Source organism: Pseudonocardia sp. (assembly GCF_025965585.1).
GTDB lineage: Bacteria > Actinomycetota > Actinomycetes > Mycobacteriales > Pseudonocardiaceae > Pseudonocardia.
This window is the reverse complement of record NZ_JAOPWR010000249.1, coordinates 1-16848: the sequence shown is the minus strand read 5'-3', so window position 1 is coordinate 16848 and position 16848 is coordinate 1. Positions and strand designations below refer to the sequence as shown.

Annotated in this window: 13 protein-coding genes and 2 riboswitches; of the genes, 7 read left to right on the top strand and 6 right to left on the bottom strand. The window is 75.4% G+C overall.

What is annotated here, in order from left to right:
• Positions 1-320: 320 nt before the first annotated feature.
• Positions 321-370: riboswitch (cobalamin riboswitch) on the top strand.
• Positions 371-427: 57 nt separating this feature from the next.
• The 4 genes from JWR81_RS16145 to JWR81_RS16130 are packed head-to-tail and all read left to right on the top strand — an operon-like array spanning position 428 to position 3835.
• Positions 428-1024 (top strand): precorrin-8X methylmutase, encoded by a 597-nt coding sequence (locus JWR81_RS16145; RefSeq protein WP_297652625.1) that lies wholly within the window; start codon positions 428-430, stop codon positions 1022-1024.
• Positions 1021-1941, top strand: coding sequence for a sirohydrochlorin chelatase (locus JWR81_RS16140; RefSeq protein WP_297652623.1), 921 nt, complete (start codon positions 1021-1023; stop codon positions 1939-1941). The genes JWR81_RS16145 and JWR81_RS16140 overlap by 4 nt, the downstream gene beginning before the upstream one ends.
• Positions 1934-3148 carry a uroporphyrinogen-III C-methyltransferase gene (gene cobA / locus JWR81_RS16135; protein WP_297652620.1) on the top strand — a complete coding sequence of 405 codons (1215 nt, stop codon included), beginning with the start codon at positions 1934-1936 and terminating at the stop codon, positions 3146-3148. The genes JWR81_RS16140 and cobA overlap by 8 nt, the downstream gene beginning before the upstream one ends.
• Positions 3149-3151: 3 nt before the next feature.
• On the top strand, positions 3152-3835 hold the full coding sequence (locus JWR81_RS16130; RefSeq protein WP_297652617.1) for a cyclodeaminase/cyclohydrolase family protein: 684 nt from the start codon (positions 3152-3154) through the stop codon (positions 3833-3835).
• 77 nt (positions 3836-3912) lie between these two features.
• Here the strand turns inward: JWR81_RS16130 and JWR81_RS16125 are convergent, their stop codons facing one another.
• From JWR81_RS16125 to JWR81_RS16115, 3 genes are all read right to left on the bottom strand, one after another.
• The gene (locus tag JWR81_RS16125; RefSeq protein WP_297652614.1) at positions 3913-5133 is read right to left on the bottom strand and encodes a cation:proton antiporter; all 1221 of its coding nucleotides are present in this window, start codon (positions 5131-5133) and stop codon (positions 3913-3915) included.
• 171 nt (positions 5134-5304) lie between these two features.
• A complete protein-coding gene (locus JWR81_RS16120) occupies positions 5305-6390 on the bottom strand; it encodes a hypothetical protein (protein WP_297652611.1) in 1086 nt (361 codons plus the stop codon).
• Positions 6387-6998 carry a hypothetical protein gene (locus JWR81_RS16115; RefSeq protein ID WP_297652609.1) on the bottom strand — a complete coding sequence of 204 codons (612 nt, stop codon included), beginning with the start codon at positions 6996-6998 and terminating at the stop codon, positions 6387-6389. The genes JWR81_RS16120 and JWR81_RS16115 overlap by 4 nt, the downstream gene beginning before the upstream one ends.
• A gap of 194 nt (positions 6999-7192) precedes the next feature.
• Positions 7193-7316, top strand: a riboswitch (cobalamin riboswitch).
• A gap of 56 nt (positions 7317-7372) precedes the next feature.
• On the opposite strand from JWR81_RS16115, the gene cobN reads away from it, so the two are divergent.
• Genes cobN through cobT form a run of 3 tightly spaced genes read left to right on the top strand, consistent with a single transcriptional unit; the run spans position 7373 to position 13643 of the window.
• Positions 7373-11173 (top strand): cobaltochelatase subunit CobN, encoded by a 3801-nt coding sequence (cobN, locus tag JWR81_RS16110; protein WP_297652606.1) that lies wholly within the window; start codon positions 7373-7375, stop codon positions 11171-11173.
• On the top strand, positions 11170-11907 hold the full coding sequence (cobI, locus tag JWR81_RS16105; RefSeq protein ID WP_297652603.1) for a precorrin-2 C(20)-methyltransferase: 738 nt from the start codon (positions 11170-11172) through the stop codon (positions 11905-11907). The genes cobN and cobI overlap by 4 nt, the downstream gene beginning before the upstream one ends.
• Before the next feature lie 32 nt (positions 11908-11939).
• Entirely contained in the window at positions 11940-13643 is a 1704-nt protein-coding gene (gene cobT, locus JWR81_RS16100; protein WP_297652600.1) for a nicotinate-nucleotide--dimethylbenzimidazole phosphoribosyltransferase, read from the top strand.
• 45 nt (positions 13644-13688) lie between these two features.
• On the opposite strand, the gene JWR81_RS16095 is transcribed toward cobT, so the two are convergent.
• The 3 genes from JWR81_RS16095 to JWR81_RS16085 all read right to left on the bottom strand — a co-directional run bounded on the left by JWR81_RS16095 (position 13689) and on the right by JWR81_RS16085 (position 16644).
• Complete coding sequence (locus JWR81_RS16095) at positions 13689-14489, bottom strand: endonuclease/exonuclease/phosphatase family protein (RefSeq protein WP_297652597.1); 801 nt, start codon at positions 14487-14489, stop codon at positions 13689-13691.
• 67 nt (positions 14490-14556) lie between these two features.
• Positions 14557-15867, bottom strand: a complete 1311-nt coding sequence (locus JWR81_RS16090) for a DNA polymerase IV (RefSeq protein WP_297652594.1) — start codon at positions 15865-15867, stop codon at positions 14557-14559.
• Between the two features lie 90 nt (positions 15868-15957).
• The gene (locus tag JWR81_RS16085; protein ID WP_297652591.1) at positions 15958-16644 is read right to left on the bottom strand and encodes a 4'-phosphopantetheinyl transferase superfamily protein; all 687 of its coding nucleotides are present in this window, start codon (positions 16642-16644) and stop codon (positions 15958-15960) included.
• Between the last annotated feature and the right edge of the window lie 204 nt (positions 16645-16848).

Here is a 16848-nt window from a genome sequence, read left to right as displayed (position 1 = left end):
TCGGCGCCGTGCGGCAGGCCGGGCGACCGGGCCAGCGGGTGTGGACGCGGCCGCTGTCGGAGTTCGACCCGACGGAGGTCGACATGCTCACGACGGTGGTGGTCGGCTCCAGCGCGACGCGGATGGTCGCGGGGCGCATGGTGACGCCGCGGGGTTATCGCTGGTCGTAGGCGGTATCAGCGGCCTCCGCCCGGTGATCGCCTCCGACAGCATGTCAGCGCCCCGCGACGGGCCGTGATGTGCGGTCCGTGCCGATCGTCACGAGCGAGCGGGCCGGGGCGGGGATGCTCGCGGGTTATGCTCGCCCGGTTCGGCTGCGCGGGAATCCGGTGCGACTCCGGGACGGTCCCGCCACTGTGAGAGTCAGACCTCGCGCCGCCGTTACCCCCACCGTCACCCCGGGCGAGGACACCCGGTGAGGAGATCCGTGAGCCTGCGCAGCAACGTGCATCCCATCGAGGTCGAGTCGTACGCGATCCTGCGTACCCGCCTCGACACCACCGACCTGCCCCCGCTGACCCGTGCCGTCGTCGAGCGCATCGTGCACACCAGCGCCGACCCGAGCTGGGCCGGCGACCTCGTGTGCGACGAGGACGCCCTGCGCGCCGGCCGCGCCGCGCTGCTGGCCGGGGCGCCGCTGATCACCGACGTGCGGATGGTGGCGGTGGGGATCACCTCCCGGCCGACCACGGTCGCGCTCGATCTCGCCCAGACGGAGACGACGCAGCCCGTCCAGGGGCTGACGCGCTCCGCGGCCGGCATCCGCGCCGCCGCCGCGGCTCACCCCGAGGGTGCGGTCTGGGTCATCGGCAACGCCCCCACGGCGCTCGCGGAGCTGGTGCGCCTGCAGGTGCGGAGCCCGCTCATCGTCGGGCTGCCGGTCGGGTTCGTCGGGTCCGTCGCCGCCAAGGCCGCGCTGCGGCGCTCGGGCCTGCCCGCGGTCTCCAACCGTTCCGAACGAGGTGGCGCTGCGGCGGCGGCCGCCGCCGTCAACGCCCTGCTGTACTCGGAGGACCCCTCGTGACTGTGCCGATGCGCGGCCCGCTGACGCGGCCCGCGGCCCCTCTCATGCTTGCCGGCCACGGCACCGTCGACGCCTCGGGGGTGGCGGAGTTCGTGTCCTTCACCGACCGGGTGCGCCGCCTGCTCGCCGCCGAGGAGATCGATGTCGACGGCGGGTTCATCGAGCTCTCCCCGCCCACGGTCCACGAGGCCTGGGCCGCGCTGACCGACCGCGGCCACCAGCACCGTGCCGCCGTGCCGATGGTGCTGGTCGCCGCCGGTCACGCGAAGGGCGACATCCCCGCGGCCCTCGAACGGGAGGTGCGCCGCGAGCCCGGCACCTCGTACGTCTTCGGGCGCCCGCTCGGCCCGCACCCGGTGCTGCAGGAGATCCTCGCGGCGCGGATCGGCGCGGTGGCCGAGCCGGAGGGCACGGCGGTGCTGCTCGTCGGCCGCGGCTCCACCGACCCCGACGCGAACGCCGAGGTCTGCAAGGTCGCGCGGCTGCTGCAGGAGGGCCGGAGCTACGAGTTCGTCGAGACCGCGTTCGTCTCGCTCGCCCGCCCCGACGTCGCGACGGGCCTGGCGCGCTGCCGGGCGCTGGGGGCCACGCGCGTGGTGGTGGCCCCGTACTTCCTGTTCGACGGGGTGCTGCCGCGCCGGGTCGTCGACCAGGCGCGGGCGTTCGGGGCCGAGCACCCGGACGTCGACGTCCGCACCGCCGGCCATCTCGGCGACTGCGACGAGCTGGCCGGTCTCGTCGTCGAGCGCTACCGCGAGGCCCTCGATGGCGACATCCGGATGAACTGCGACACCTGCGCCTACCGCGTGCTGCTGCCCGGTTTCGAGGACAAGCTCGGTGCCCCGCAGACCCCCCACCACCATCCCGACGACCCTGCTGACGGTTCTGGGCACGGGCACGGGCACGCCCATGCCTGATCCCTACCTCGCCGGACTCGACCTCGCCGGCCGCCGCGTGGTCGTCGTCGGCGGCGGCACGGTGGCGCAGCGGCGGCTGACCGGGCTGCTGGCCGCGGGTGCCGACGTCGAGGTGGTGGCGCCCGACGTGACCCCGGCGGTCGAGGGCATGGCCACCGCGCGCGAGCTCCGCTGGACCGCCCGCGGCTACGCCGACGGCGACCTCGACGGCGCCTGGTACGTCGTCACCTGCACCGACTCGTCGGAGGTCAACGCCGCGGTCGGCGCCGCCGCCGAGCGGGACCGGATCTTCTGCGTCCGCGCCGACGACGCCCCCGCCGGCACCGCGGTCACCCCCGCGGTCGGGCACCACGACGGCCTGACGGTCGGCGTGCTCGCCGGCCGGCACCCCCGCCGCTCCGCCGCCGTGCGCACCGCGCTGGTGGAGGCGCTGCACGCGGGGTTGGTGGACGGCGCCGCCGAGCCCGTCACTCCCGGCGTCGCGCTTGTCGGTGGCGGTCCGGGCGACCCGGAGCTGATCACCGTGCGCGGCCGCAGGCTGCTCGCCCGCGCCGACGTCGTCATCACCGACCGGCTCGGCCCGCGCGACCTGCTCGACCAGCTCGGCCCGCACGTCGAGGTGATCGACGCGTCCAAGATCCCGTACGGCCGCGCGATGAACCAGGCCCGCATCAACGAGCTGCTCGTCGAGCACGCCCGGGCCGGGCGGTTCGTGGTGCGGCTCAAGGGCGGCGACCCGTACGTGTTCGGCCGGGGCTTCGAGGAGGTGCTGGCCTGCGCGGAGGCAGGGGTACCCGTCACCGTCGTACCGGGCGTGACCAGCGCGTTCGCCGCGCCCGCCGTCGCCGATGTGCCTGTCTCGCACCGGGGCGTGGCGCACGAGATCGTCGTGGTCTCCGGGCACGTGGGCCCCGACGACCCGCGCTCGCTGGTGGACTGGCCCGCCCTCGGCCGGTTGCGCGGCACGATCGTGCTGCTCATGGCCGTGGAGCGGATCGGCGCGTTCGCCACCGCGCTGATCGACGGCGGCCGCCCCGCCGACACCCCCGTCGCGGTCGTGCAGGACGGCACGATGCGCATCCAGCGCTCGATCCGCGCGACGCTGGTCACCGTGGCCGAGGCGGTCCGTGAGCACGGGATCAGCCCGCCCGCGGTGGTCGTGGTGGGGCCGGTCGCCGGGCTGGTGACGGACCGGGTGACGGGCTGAGCCGTGGGCGACGGAGTGGTGGGCGAGGGGGCCGGGGAGCAGAGGTCCCTGCTCGACCTGACGGTCCGCGAGCTGCTCGACGCCGTCGCGGCGAAGACGTCGGCACCCGGCGGAGGAGCGGTCGCCGCACTGGCGGCGGCGCTCGCGGCTGGCCTGACGGGGATGGCCGCCCGGTACGGGGTCCCCGGCGTCCCGGTGCCCGACGGGCCCTCGGCGGAGAGCATCCGGGCCGGCAGGCTCTCACCCGAGGCACTCGGGTCGATCGCCGAGCAGGCCGACTCCTTGCGGGAGCGGGCCGCGGCGCTTGTCGACGCCGACGTCGACGCCTACGCCGCCTACCTGGCGGCCGTGCGCCGTCCCCGGGACGACCCGCGTCGTCGCGGGGCGGTCGAGACGGCGACCGAGGGCGCTGCCGCCGTCCCGGCCGAGATCGCGGAGGTCGGCGCCGCGGTGTCGGAGCTGGCACTGACCCTGCGGCATCGGAGCAACCCGAATCTGCACGGGGACGTGGTGGCCGCGGTGCTGCTCGCTGCCGCGTCGACGACGGCCGCATCGACGCTGGTGCGGGAGAACCTGGGCCACCGGCCGCGCGACCCGCGGCTCGCCAGGGCCGGTGACCTGTCGCGCGAGGCCGTGCGCCGCATGTACAGCGCCACCGGTGAGCGGCAACCGGGGCGGGCCACGTGACCGGGCAGGCCCGCCTGGTGGGTGACGTCTATCCCGACGCCGTCGCGGTCGCGCGCGGCGCAGCCACGACGACAGGGTCAGCCGGGCCGGACGAACCGGTCCAGCGCCGGGCCCGTCGCCAGCGTCGTCACGATCGCGCCCAGCACGAACACCACCTGCAGTGACGGTGTGATGAGGCCGAGCAGCCGGGCCGCGAGCGCCACGACGAGGGTGACGAGGCCGCCGCACGACAGCAGCACGCCGATCGCCCCGGCGTCGCGGACGGGGAGCCCGGTGGCCCGGCCGACCGCGGCACCGAGGCCGAACTTGGCCACGACCACCGCCAGGAGGAAGAGCGCGACCGCGCCCGCGTGCTCGGGCCGTACCGTCCGCAGGTCGGTCTGCAGGCCCGAGACGGCGAGGAACACCGGGATCCCGACGACCACGACCACCTGCTGCAGGCGGGCCTGCACCGCCCGCGCCAGCCCGGGGAGCTGAGGCACCGCCGCGCCGAACAGCAGCCCGCCCGGCAGGGCCTGGACACCGATCCGGTCGGTGGCCGCCGCCGTCAGCAGCGCCCCGGCCAGCAGGAGGGCGCACACACCGCCGTCGAGGTCGGTCCCGTGGAACCGGCGGGCCAGGAGCCGGGCCAGCAGCGGCCGCACCGCCAGCGCCAGCACGGCGACCAGTGCCGCCAGCAGCCCCAGCCGGATCCCCGCGGCGACCGGCGGGTCCCCACCGGTCGCCACTGACGCCGCGGCGCCCAGCACCACGAACGTCAGCGGCGTCACGACAGCGGCCCCGCCGATCCCGAACGCGCCGACAGCCGTCGCGACAAGGCCCTTCTCCTGCAGCACCCGCGCGACGACGGGCAGGGCGGTGGCCGACACGCCCGCACCGATCAGGAGGGCCTGCGCCTCGTGGGGGACGCCCGGCACGCTCCAGAGCCCGGGCGCGTCCAGCAGTGGCGCGAGCAGGAAGCCCGCCCCGACCGCCGCGAAGGTGACGGCGACGCCGACCAGCCCCACCCGGACCACCCGGCCCCGCAGCAGGTGCTGCGGGACCTCCAGACCGACCAGGAACGTGAACAGCACCAGCGCGACCGTGCCGAGGAGCTGCAGGAACGCCGGCGACCCTGCGGGGAACACCACCTCGGTCGCCGCGGCGCCGAGGACGCTGGGCCCGATCAGGATCCCCGCCACCATCTCGCCGACCACCCGTGGCTGGCGCAGCCGGACGAACAGGGCGCCGACGAGCCGTGCAGCCGCCACGATGATCGCGAGATCGCCCAGCACCGCCGCGACGAGATCCGGTTCCACGGCGCACCTCCGTCGTCGGCGGCCGCCGCAACCTACCCCTGGCGGGCGCGTGGCGGCGCCGGCGACGCGTCACGACGCGTGGACCGGACCGTGGACGCCCAGGTCCGGGCGAACGTCACCGGCGCCGTCCGAGGACGGCGCCGGTGACGTGGCGATCAGGCGATCAGGTGATCAGATCGAGAGCAGCCGGTCGAAGAAGCTGCGGTAGCGACGCAGCGCGAGGCGCATGTCCTCGGTGGAGGTCTCGTCGGCCGCGAGGCTCCGCTCGATGCCGCTGCGCTGGTCGGAGAACAGGGACTGCAGTTCGGCGAGCAGCTCGCCCACGAGGGCGTCGGCGTCGGCGACGGCCTTGCTGGGCTCGTCGACGAACGCGACCTTCACCGCGTCCCACCGCACGCTGTAGGACTCGGCCCGCTCGGGGCTGACGAGGCGCTCTCGGCCCTCGGAGTCCTCGCCCTGCGAGGTGTCGGCGACGCTGCCCGCGCCGGCCTGGGTGCCGGCCCCCGCGCCGGTGAGGTTCCCGTTGCTGCCGGCGTGCTCTTCGCGCCGGTCGGGGTCACCCGAGGCCCGGTCGGAGGACACCGGGCCGGTCGCCGCGGCCGGGCCGTCGCCGGGACCACCGACGTCGACGGTGCGCGCTCCCGCCGAGCCTCTCGCGCCACTGCCTGCACGCTCCCGCTCGTCGAGCGACTGCATGCCCTGGGCCTGGGACATGGACTGGTCACCGTACCCGGGCCCGTCCGGGCCCACGTCGCTGTGGCGGGCGCTGCCGGGGACCGCGCCGCGGGCGCCCGGGTCGTCGTACGGCTCGCCCTGCTGGCGACGGCCGGCGTCCTGCTGCTGCGGAGCCGCGGCCCCGACCACGCCACCGCCGCGCGTGCCGCCGGCCGGAACGGCGCCCCCGTACTGCTGGTCCCCGTACTGCTGGTCGCCGTACTGCTGGTCGCCGTACTGCTGGTCGGCGTGCTGGCCCTCCGCCCGCGCCCCCGCCGGAGCGTCGGCAGGCTGCTGCCCGGTGCGCGGGTCCGCGCCGTACTGCTCGTCGACGGGCCGGGCCTCGAAGCGCGTCCCCGCCGGGGCGCTGGTTCCGGCGTCGTGACCGGCGCCGGACCGCTCCTGCGCGAGCCGTTCGTTCTCGGTGCGCCGGTCGTCGTCGGTGCGGTCGCCGCGGCCGAGCAGGTCGTTGATCGCGCCACGGACGCCGCCGGCGGGCCGGCCGCGCTCGTCGTCGGGGTGCTGGTCGGGAGAAGTCGTCATCGGGTCTGCTCCTCGCTGGTCGTGGTCGCGGCGCGGTGGCCGTTGGTCGGGCTCGCTGCGGCGTCGTCGTTCCCCTGGCCGAGCAACGTGGTGATCAGTGCCCGGTAGGAGGTGACGGCGTGGCGTTGCTGTTCGGTGTCGGCGGTGCCGTTCTGCGTGGCCTCGTGGATGCCGCGGGCGTCGCGGTAGTGCTGCACCACCTGCGGGTGCTCCACGGAGATGTCCTCGGCGCGCTGCTCGAAGTCGTCCACCGGGTAGCCGCGGGTGCGCATGATCTCGACGACGAGCGCGTCGGCGTGGCGCACCGACTGCACGGGGTCGTCGACGAAACCCCGCTGGATGGTGTTCCAGGACCCGCTGAAACGGTCGCGCTCCTCCGGGCTCAGGTCGCGGACGTCCAGCTTGCGGTGGCGCTGCTCGCGCTCGGTGAGCCGGGCCTCGGCGGCGCGGCGGTCACCGGTCTCGGCGAGGGTGCGCTCGTACTCGGGGCCGTAGTGCTCCTGGAGCTGCTCGGAGCGCCTGCGACGGGACAGCATGATCCCGGCTGCGGCCAGGGCGAGCACCAGCAGCACGATGACGACGATCAGGACGATCACGGTGGTTCCCACCGGACACCTCTCTGTGTGGCGGACGACACACTCGATCGAGTGAACCGTTTCACCCTGGTTCCCGAAGGTCGCTGATCGGCAAACCTGCGTCACGCGGACGGCCGCGGCTCCCGGGTGGCAGCCGGCGGTCGGCAACCTCACGCCGCGTTGACCCCACGCCCCGCTGTGTGGTCCAGTTCTCGGCGACGGCAGTGGAGGAAGTCGGTGTGAGTCCGACGCGGTCCCGCCACTGTCACCGGGGAGCGCCGCCCAGGTTCGTGACCACCGCGTGAGCGGGAAGGTCGGGCGGTCCGCGCCGATCCGGGAGCCAGGAGACTCGCTGCCGTCGCGGTACCCCGAACAGAGGGCGCGGACCCTCGGAGGAGATGCGGATTATGACCGGCGCCGTTCTGCTGCCCTCCCCTGTGCTGATGCTGAGCACGGCGGACACCGAGCTGCTGGCCGCCCGTGGCTCGGGCGCGCTGTACCGGACGGTCAACCCCGCCCGCGTCGAGCCCGACGGCCTGCCCGCGCTGCTCGACGGCGTGTCCGTCGTGGTGCTGCGGCTGCTGGGCGGGCGGCGGGCCTGGCCGCAGGGTGTGGACGCACTCGTCGCCTCGGGGCTGCCCGTCGTGCTGCTGGGCGGGGAGGCCTCGCCGGACGCCGAGCTGATGGCCGCGTCCACCGTGCCGGCCGGCGTCGCGTCGGAGGCGCTGGCCTACCTGGCGGCCGGGGGCACCGACAACCTGCGCGAGCTGCATCGCTTCCTCTCCGACACCGTGCTGCTCACCGGTGAGGGCTTCGCCGCACCCGTCCCCGCGCCCGACTTCGGGGTGCACGGCTCGCGCGCCCAGGACCCGTCCCGTCCGACGGTCGGGGTGGTGTTCTACCGGGCCCACGAGCTCTCCGGCAACACCGCCTTCGTCGACACGCTGTGTGACGCGGTCGAGGCCCGCGGGGCCAACGCGCTGCCGGTGTTCTGCGGCTCGCTGCGCGGTGCCGATCCCGCGCTCATGTCCCTGCTGGGCTCCGCGGACGCGTTGGTCGCCACCGTGCTCGCGGCCGGCGGCACCGTCGCGTCGACCGCGAGCGCGGGGGGCGAGGAGGACGCCTGGGACGCCGGCGCACTCGCCACCCTCGACGTGCCCGTCCTGCAGGGCCTGTGCCTGACCACCTCGCGCGCGACCTGGTCCGGCTCGGACGCCGCGCTGTCACCGATGGACGCCGCCATGCAGGTGGCCATTCCCGAGTTCGACGGCCGGCTGATCACGGTGCCGTTCTCGTTCAAGGAGACCGAGCCCGGCGACGACCTGCCCGTCTACCGGGCCGACCCCGAGCGGGCCACCCGCCTGGCCGGGCTCGCGGTGCGGCACGCCTCGCTGCGTCGCACGCCGGTGGCCGACCGGAAGCTCGCGATCGTGCTGTCGAGCTACCCGACCAAGCACTCGCGCGTCGGCAACGCGGTCGGGCTGGACACCCCGGCGTCCGCGGTCGTCCTGCTGAACGCCCTGCGCGACGCCGGCTACACCGTCGGCGACTTCCCGCAGGACTCCGACGAGCTGATCCACACCCTCATCGCGGCGGGCGGGCACGACGTCGAGTGGCTCACCGAGGAGCAGCTCTCGGCGGCCCCGGCACGCGTGCACCTGGAGGACTACGGGCGCTGGTTCGCCTCCCTGCCGTCCACGCTCACCGACGGGATCGTCGAGCACTGGGGGGTGGCGCCGGGCTCGCTCTACGTCGACGGGGCCGGGGACGACGCAGCCATCGTGCTGGCGTCGCTGACCTTCGGGAACGTCATGCTGATGATCCAGCCGCCCCGCGGCTTCGGCGAGAACCCGATCGCGATCTACCACGACCCGGACCTCCCGCCGTCGCACCACTACCTCGCCGCCTACCGCTGGCTCGAGAACTCCTTCGGCGCCGACGCGGTGGTCCACCTCGGCAAGCACGGGACCCTGGAGTGGTTGCCCGGCAAGGGACTGGGGCTCTCCGCGGGATGCGCGCCCGACGCCGTGCTCGGCGAGCTGCCGCTGGTGTACCCGTTCATCGTCAACGACCCGGGCGAGGGCACGCAGGCCAAGCGCCGCGGCCACGCCGTGGTGGTCGACCACCTCGTCCCGCCGATGGCACGCGCCGACACCTACGGCGAGATGGCCAAGCTCGAACAGCTCCTCGACGAGTACGCCACCGTCGCGGCGATGGACCCGGCCAAGCTCCCCGCCCTGCGCGCCCGCATCTGGGAGGTCGTGCAGGCGGCGCAGCTGCACCACGACCTGCACGTCGACGGCCAGCCCGGCGAGGCCGACTTCGACGACTTCGTCCTGCACATCGACGGCTACCTGTGCGAGGTCAAGGACGTCCAGATCCGCGACGGCCTGCACATCCTCGGCGGTGTGCCGGAGGGGGAGGCGCAGGTCAATTTGGTGCTCTCGATCCTGCGCGCGAGCCAGGTCTGGGGCGGGCGGAAGGCGCTGCCCGGCCTGCGCGGCGCCCTGGCCGCGTGGGCAGGCCTCGACGAGCAGGCTCTCCTGGCGGCGCCGGGGGAAAAGCTCGACACCTTCGCTCTGCGCACCGATACCCACCGGATCGGTGGCGCCGTCCCCGGCCCCTCCGCGGAGGCCGACGAGCGCGCCGCCGTTCGTTCGGACCTGTCCGACCGGAGTGCCGTTCGTCCGGCGCCGGACGAGCGTGTGGCCCGGCTCGTCGCGGTCGCCGGGGGGCCTGCCGTCACCGGGGCCGATCTCGTCGACGTGCTCGAGGCCGTCGCTCGGCAGCTGGTCCTCGGCGTGCAGGCCCGCGGCTGGACGGGTGGTGCGCAGGTGTGCGCAGAGCACATGGGGGAGGAGGTCCCCGATGTGGTCGCCGTGCTCGACTTCGGGTGCGCCGAGGTCGTGCCGCGGCTCGCCCGCACCACCGACGAGATCGCGGGCGTCCTGCACGCCCTCGACGGCGGGTACGTGCCCGCCGGGCCGTCCGGCTCGCCGACGCGCGGCCTGGTGAACGTGCTCCCCACCGGCCGCAACTTCTACTCCGTCGACCCCAAGGCGATCCCGTCGCGCAGCGCGTGGGAGATCGGGTCGATGCTCGCCGACTCGCTCGTCGCGCGGCACGTCGCCGACACCGGGGAGTACCCGCGGTCGGTCGGCCTCACGGTGTGGGGCACGTCCGCGATGCGCACCCAGGGCGACGACCTCGCCGAGATCCTCGCGCTCATCGGCTGCCGCCCCGTCTGGGACGAGGCCTCGCGCCGCGTCACCGGGTTCGCGATCGTCCCGGCCGCGGAGCTGGGCCGCCCCCGCATCGACGTCACCGTGCGGATCTCCGGGTTCTTCCGCGACGCGTTCCCGCACGTCATCTCGCTGCTGGACGACGCGTTCGCCGCCGTCGCGGAGCTGGACGAGCCGCACAACTACCTGCGCGCCCACGTCGAGGAGGACGTCGCGATGCACGGCGACCGCCGCCGCGCCACCGCCCGCATCTTCGGCTCCAAGCCGGGTGCCTACGGGGCCGGGCTGCTCCCGCTGATCGACGCCCGCAACTGGCGCAGCGACGCCGATCTCGCCGAGGTCTACGCCGTGTGGGGCGGCTACGCGTACGGCCGCGGCCTCGACGGGCGCGAGGCCCGGGCGGACATGGAGCAGTCGTTCCGGCGCATCGCCGTCGCGGCCAAGAACCAGGACACCCGCGAGCACGACATCGTCGACTCCGACGACTACTTCCAGTACCACGGGGGGATGGTCGCCACCGTCCGCGCGCTCACCGGCCGCACCCCCGCCGCGTACGTCGGGGACTCGGCCGTCACCGACGCGGTGCGGACACGCACGCTGGCCGAGGAGACCAAGCGGGTGTTCCGGGCGCGCGTGGTGAATCCGAAGTGGATCGCCGCGATGCAGCGCCACGGGTACAAGGGCGCGTTCGAGCTGGCCGCCACCGTCGACTACCTCTTCGGGTACGACGCCACCGCCGGCGTCGTCGACGACTGGATGTACGCCCAGCTCGCCGAGAGCTACGTCTTCGACGCGACCAACCGCGCGTTCATGGAGAAGAGCAACCCGTGGGCGCTGCGCGGGGTCACCGAGCGGCTGCTCGAGGCGGCCGACCGCGGCATGTGGGCCAAGCCCGACGACGCCGTGCTCGACCGGCTCCGACAGACCTACCTGGAGCTCGAGGGCGATCTGGAGGGCCAGGAGTGACCACGCTGGTAGGGGTGGGTGTCGGGCCCGGCGACCCGGACCTCGTCACCGTCAAGGCCGCGAACCTGCTGGCGAAGGCCGACGTCGTGTTCGTGCCCGTCGCCGACTCGGGCGAGACCGGACGCGCCGAGCAGACCGTCCTGTTCTACGCCGAGGCGTGGCGCGTCCAGCGGGTGGTGTTCGCGCTGCACGACCGCCAGCACACCGCCCGCCGCGAGCAGGCCTGGGACGACGCCGCCGCGCAGGTCGCGCGCTGGTTCACCGAGCATCCGGGCGGCACGGCGGCGTTCGCGACGATCGGCGACCCGTGCGTGTACTCGACGTTCACCTACCTCGCCGAGACCGTCCGCGGCCTCGTCGGCGGGCTCGACGTCCAGTTGATCCCGGGCATCACCGCGATGCAGGACCTCGCCGCCCGCAGCGGGACGCCGCTGGTGGAGGGCCGGGAGATGCTCTCGCTGTTCCCGATGACGGCCGGCCCCGAGCGGTTCCGCGAGGCGCTGCGCCGGGGGGACGCCGTGGTGGCCTACAAGTTCGGCCGCATGCTGCCCGAGACGCTCGCCGCGCTCCGCGACACCGAGCGGCTCGACGGCGCGGTGTACGGCGCCGGCCTGGGCCTGCCGGAGGAGGACATCCGGCCCGCCCGCGACCTCGACCCGATGGGCAGGGGCCCCTACCTGTCGACGCTGATCGTCCCCCCGAAGCGGACGGGCCGCGGCCATGGCCTGCGCTGACGCGCCCCTACGACCCCTGAAAGAGGCGTGACGTGGAGTTCTACGACGTCGTCAACTCGCGGCGCGATGTGCGCTCCGGGTTCCGGCCCGACCAACCCGTCTCCGACGAGGCGCTGCACCGGATCCTGGCCGCCGCTCACGCCGCGCCTTCCGTCGGCTTCTCCCAGCCGTGGGACTTCCTGATCCTGCGCGACCGCGCCGTCCGCGAGCGCGTGCACTCCCACGTCGCGGCCGCACGAGCCGCGTACGCCGCGTCGCTGCCGGCGGCGCGGGCCGCGGCGTTCCGGGAGCTGAAGGTCGAGGCCATCCTCGACACCCCGCTCAACATCGTCGTCACCTGCGACCCCACCCGCGGCGGCCGGCACACCCTCGGCCGCCACACGCAGCCGCTGATGGCGCCCTACTCGGCCGTGGGCGCGGTGCAGAACCTGTGGCTCGCCGCCCGGGCCGAGGGGCTGGGTGTCGGCTGGGTCAGCTTCGGCGACGAGCGCACGTTCGCCCGCGAGCTGGGCATCCCGCCGCACCTGGAGGTCGTGGCGTACCTGTGCGTCGGGCACGTCGCGGAGTTCGGCGACGAGCCGGAGCTCGCGACGGCGGGCTGGGCGCGCCGCCGCCCGCTGGGCTGGGCGGTGCACCACGACACGTTCGGCCGCCGCGGCCTGCCCGGCGCCGAGCCCACGGACCTGCTGGCGGAGACCGTCGCCGCGATCGCGCCTCCCGACGCCGCCGCGCGCGCGGCCGCCCGGGACCGTCTCGACCGCATGACCATGCCGCGGGGCGCGCTCGGCCGCGTCGAGGAGGTGGCCGTGACCCTGTCCGGCATCGCCCGCGCCTGCCCGCCGCCGGTCCCCGAGCCCGCCGCCGTTGCCGTGTTCGCCGGCGACCACGGCGTGCACGCGCAGGGGGTGACGCACTGGCCGCAGGAGGTCACCGCCCAGATGGTGGCGAACTTCCTGTCCGGCGGCGCCGTGGTGAATGCGTTCGCGCGTCAGCTCGGGGCCGAGGTCTGCGTCGTCGACGTGGGGGTGGCCGCTCCGCTCGACCCCTCGCCGGGCCTGCTTCCGCGACGGGTGGCGGACGGCACCGCCGACATGGCGGCCGGCCCCGCACTCACCCGTGAGCAGGCACAACAGGCCGTGGAGGTCGGCATCGAGACCGCCCGCGACCTGGTGGCCGCCGGGAACCGCTGCCTGATCACCGGCGACATGGGCATCGCCAACACCACCGCCGCGGCCGCGCTGATCTGCACCTTCACCGGCGCCGATCCGGCGCTGGCCACCGGCCGCGGCACCGGCATCGACGACGCGATGCTGGTCCGCAAGACCGACGTGGTGCGCCGCGCGCTCGAGCTGCACCACCCCGACCCGGCCGACCCGCTCGGGGTCCTCGCCGCGTTCGGCGGCCTGGAGCACGCGGCGCTGGCCGGGTTCGTGCTGGGTGCGGCCGCCACCGGCGTTCCGGTGCTGCTCGACGGCGTCAACGCGGGGGCGGCAGCGCTCGTCGCCGCGGCCTTCGCCCCCGACGCCGTCGGCGCCTGTCTCGCGGGCCACCGGTCGGCCGAGCCCGGGCACCGCCTCGCGCTCGCGCACCTGGGCGTCGAACCGCTGCTGGATCTCGACATGCGCCTCGGCGAGGGCACGGGGGCGTTGCTCGCGCTGCCCGTCGTCCAGGGTGCGGCGCGGGCCCTGCACGACGTCGCCACGTTCGACGCGGCGGGCGTGGTCGACAAGAACTAGGAGGTGCGCAAGAGCTCCGGCCGTAGCGCAGTAGGCCCGAGTTCTTCAGCGCGCTCCTGTTCCCCAGCTCACCGTCGCGCTGACGGGGAGGTGGTCGCTGGGGCCGCGCGGCCCCACCTGTACGTCCCCGGCCGCCACCCCACGCCGCAGGACGTGGTCGAGCTGCATGTTCGGGCGCCACGCCGGGAACGTCGGCCCCGCACACGACCCCGCCCACCCGGAACGGACGAGCGCCGTCCGCAGCGCCGGCATCGGCAGGTTCAGGTCGCCCAGCAGCAGCGCCGGGCCCGTCGTGTCGCGCCCGGCGAAGTCCAGCGCCACCCGCAGCTGCCGCACCGACCGCCACACCTGGAACGACAGGTGGGTGGTGGCCACCGCGACCGTCCCGCCGCCGGTCGCGACGCACGCCCGGAGCACCGCGCGGGGCTCCCGGTCCCAGCCCGGCAGGACGCGGCCGACGTGCTCGGGCCTGCGCTCGCCGTGCCCGCCGCCGGGGAGCGCGCGGCGCGCGACGCCGAGCAGGGGGGTGCGGCTGAGCAGGCCGATGCCGTACGCGGGTCCACCGGGGTCGGGACCCCCGCCCGGACCGGGGGTCCAGCCGCGCTGCGGATCGCCGAGCAGCGCAGGTGCGAAGACGCCGTGCCAGCCGAGCCTGCGGGCCAGGTCGGCGACCTGGTCGACCCGGCCGGTGCGCGGCAGCCCGCGGTCGACCTCCTGCAGCGCGACGACGTCGACGTCCATCGCGTGGATGGCGACGGCGACGGCGGCGAGGTCGATGCGCCCGGTGCGGCAGTCGAGGCCGTGCAGGAGGTTCCACGTGGCGACCCTGATGCGCGTGCCCGCCACGATCATGACCCTATACGGGGTTTACTCCCCGGTACCGATCAGTCGGAGGCGGCGCGCGGGGGCCGGGTCACTCCAAGCTCGCGAGGGGCTCGGCGCGGGTGAGGGCGGGGTCGTCGGCGGCGACCGTGCGGGCCCGGCCGGGCCCGGTGCTGCGCGTCTCGAACCGCACGGTGACGCGGCCGTGACCGGCCCCCTGCACCCATCCGTGGCCGTGCTCCGCGTGCCGGACGTCGTCGCCCGGGCGCCAGGGTCGCGCGAGGTCGGGTGCCGCGGGCTCCTCCGGGTGCCCCTCGCCGGTCTCGGCGGTCGGCAGGGCGGCGGGCGCCGGAACCGAGGTGTCGAACAGCGCGGGCGGCGGCTCGTCGCCCAGCCCCGCCAGCGACACCCCGAGCAGCCGCACGCCGCCCTCGGGCACGGCGGCGACCGCGAGCCGCTGCGCCACGGCGGTGAGCGTGCCGAGGTCGGTGCTGGCCATGGCGGCGGTCTCCGAGCGGGTGAAGGTGGAGAAGTCGGCGCTGCGCACCTTCACCGTGACGGTGCGCGCGGCGCGGCCTGAGGCGATCAGCCTGCGGTGGGCCGACTCGGCGAGCTTCGCGACGTTGTCGTGGACGGCGGACATCGCGGTGAGGTCGGTGTCGAACGTGGTCTCGGAGCTGACCTGCTTGGCCGCGCCACGGGGGGCCACCGGGCGCTCGTCGATGCCGCGGGCCAGGCGGTGCAGCTCGGTGCCCATGGCGCTGCCGAGGAGGCTGGTGGCCTCGCGGGTCTCCAGCGCGGCCAGCTCGCCGATGGTGAGCACCCCGGCGCGGTGCAGCGCCGTCTCGGCGACGGGGCCGACGCCCCACAGCGACCGGACCGGCAGCGGATCCAGCACCGCCCGTTCCTCGTCGGCGCCGACGACGCGCAGCCCGTCGGGCTTGGCCAGCTCGGAGGCGATCTTCGCCACCTGCTTGCCCGACCCGGCACCGACCGACGCAGGCAGGCCGGTGGCCTCCCGCACCGCCGCCCGTAGCGCGACGACGAACCGCTCGACCTCGCCCGCGTCGGCGCCGGCCAGGGCGGGTGGCTCGAGGAAGGCCTCGTCGAGCGAGACGGGCTCGAGCACCGGCGCGGCCTCGCCGAGCACGGCCATGACCTGCTCGGAGAGCGACTGGTAGAGCACGAACCGCGGCGGGACGACCGTCGCGTTCGGGCACAGGCGCCGTGCCTGCCCCATCGGCATCGCGGACCGCGCCCCGAAGACCCGGGCCTGGTAGCTCGCCCCGGCGACGACGCTGCGCGGGCCGAGGCCGCCCACCAGCACCGGTCGGTCGCGCAGGGTGGGGCGTGTGAGCTGCTCGGCGGAGGCGAAGAACGCGTCCATGTCGAGGTGTAGCACCCACCTCCCCGCGCCGCCCACACCCGCATTCTCGCCGACACCCCCGACAGGATCGCCGCCGGCGCAACGCCACCCGGGCGTCGACCTGCCTCAGGTTGCGCGGGCGGCGACCACGGCGTTGCCGTCCGCCTCCACCACCGCGGGCGCCGACGCTCCCAGCCCGGCCACCGCCGCCGGGTAGCCGGGCGCCGGGTGCAGGTCGTGCAGCCACACCGGGCCGTCGGGGGCGCCCTCGGCCCAGTCGCGCACGCCGTCGTCGTCGAGGGTGATCGCCGACATCGGGACCGACAGCCCCTCCCCGGTGGCCTTGAGCAGCGCCTCCTTCCGCGTCCACGTCCGGAAGAACGCGTCGGCGGTGAGGGGGGCGGCTCCGAGCTCGGCGGGCGAGGCGATGTGGCGGGCCATGCCCGGCAGGTCGGACATGGTGCGGGCCTGCTCGACGTCGAGGCCGACGGGGCCGCCGTCGTGCACCGCGAGGCCGATCATGTCGCCGGCGTGGGTGAACGAGAAGGCCGGACCGCCGGGGAGCACGGGCTTGCCGTGCTGCTGCCCGCAGCGGCACGTGCGGTCGAAGACGAGTGCGTCGGGGGCGCGGCCGACGGCGTCGGCGAGCACCAGTCTGGTCAACGCGTGAGCCGCCAGGTAGCGGGCGCGGTCGGCCGGGCGCCGGAAGCGGCCGATCCGGTCGTGCTCGTGCGCGTCGAGGAGCGCGACGAGGTGCGGCGCCGCCTCGGGGGCGACGGGGGCGGCCCACCACACGCGGCACAGGGTCGTCACGCGCTCATCGTCACACGGGGCGCGCACCGCGCCGCCGGCCCCCGTGGACGCGGAGGACGGCGGCGCCGGCGTTCATCGCAGGCATGAGCGCCTCCTGTGACGGGAGTGGCGATCGGCGGCGCGGCGGTGGCGCAGCCGCAGGACGGCTTCCGCGTGGGAGGCGGAAGGGGCGGCGGGCGGATCGCCCGGACCTGTCACAGGAAG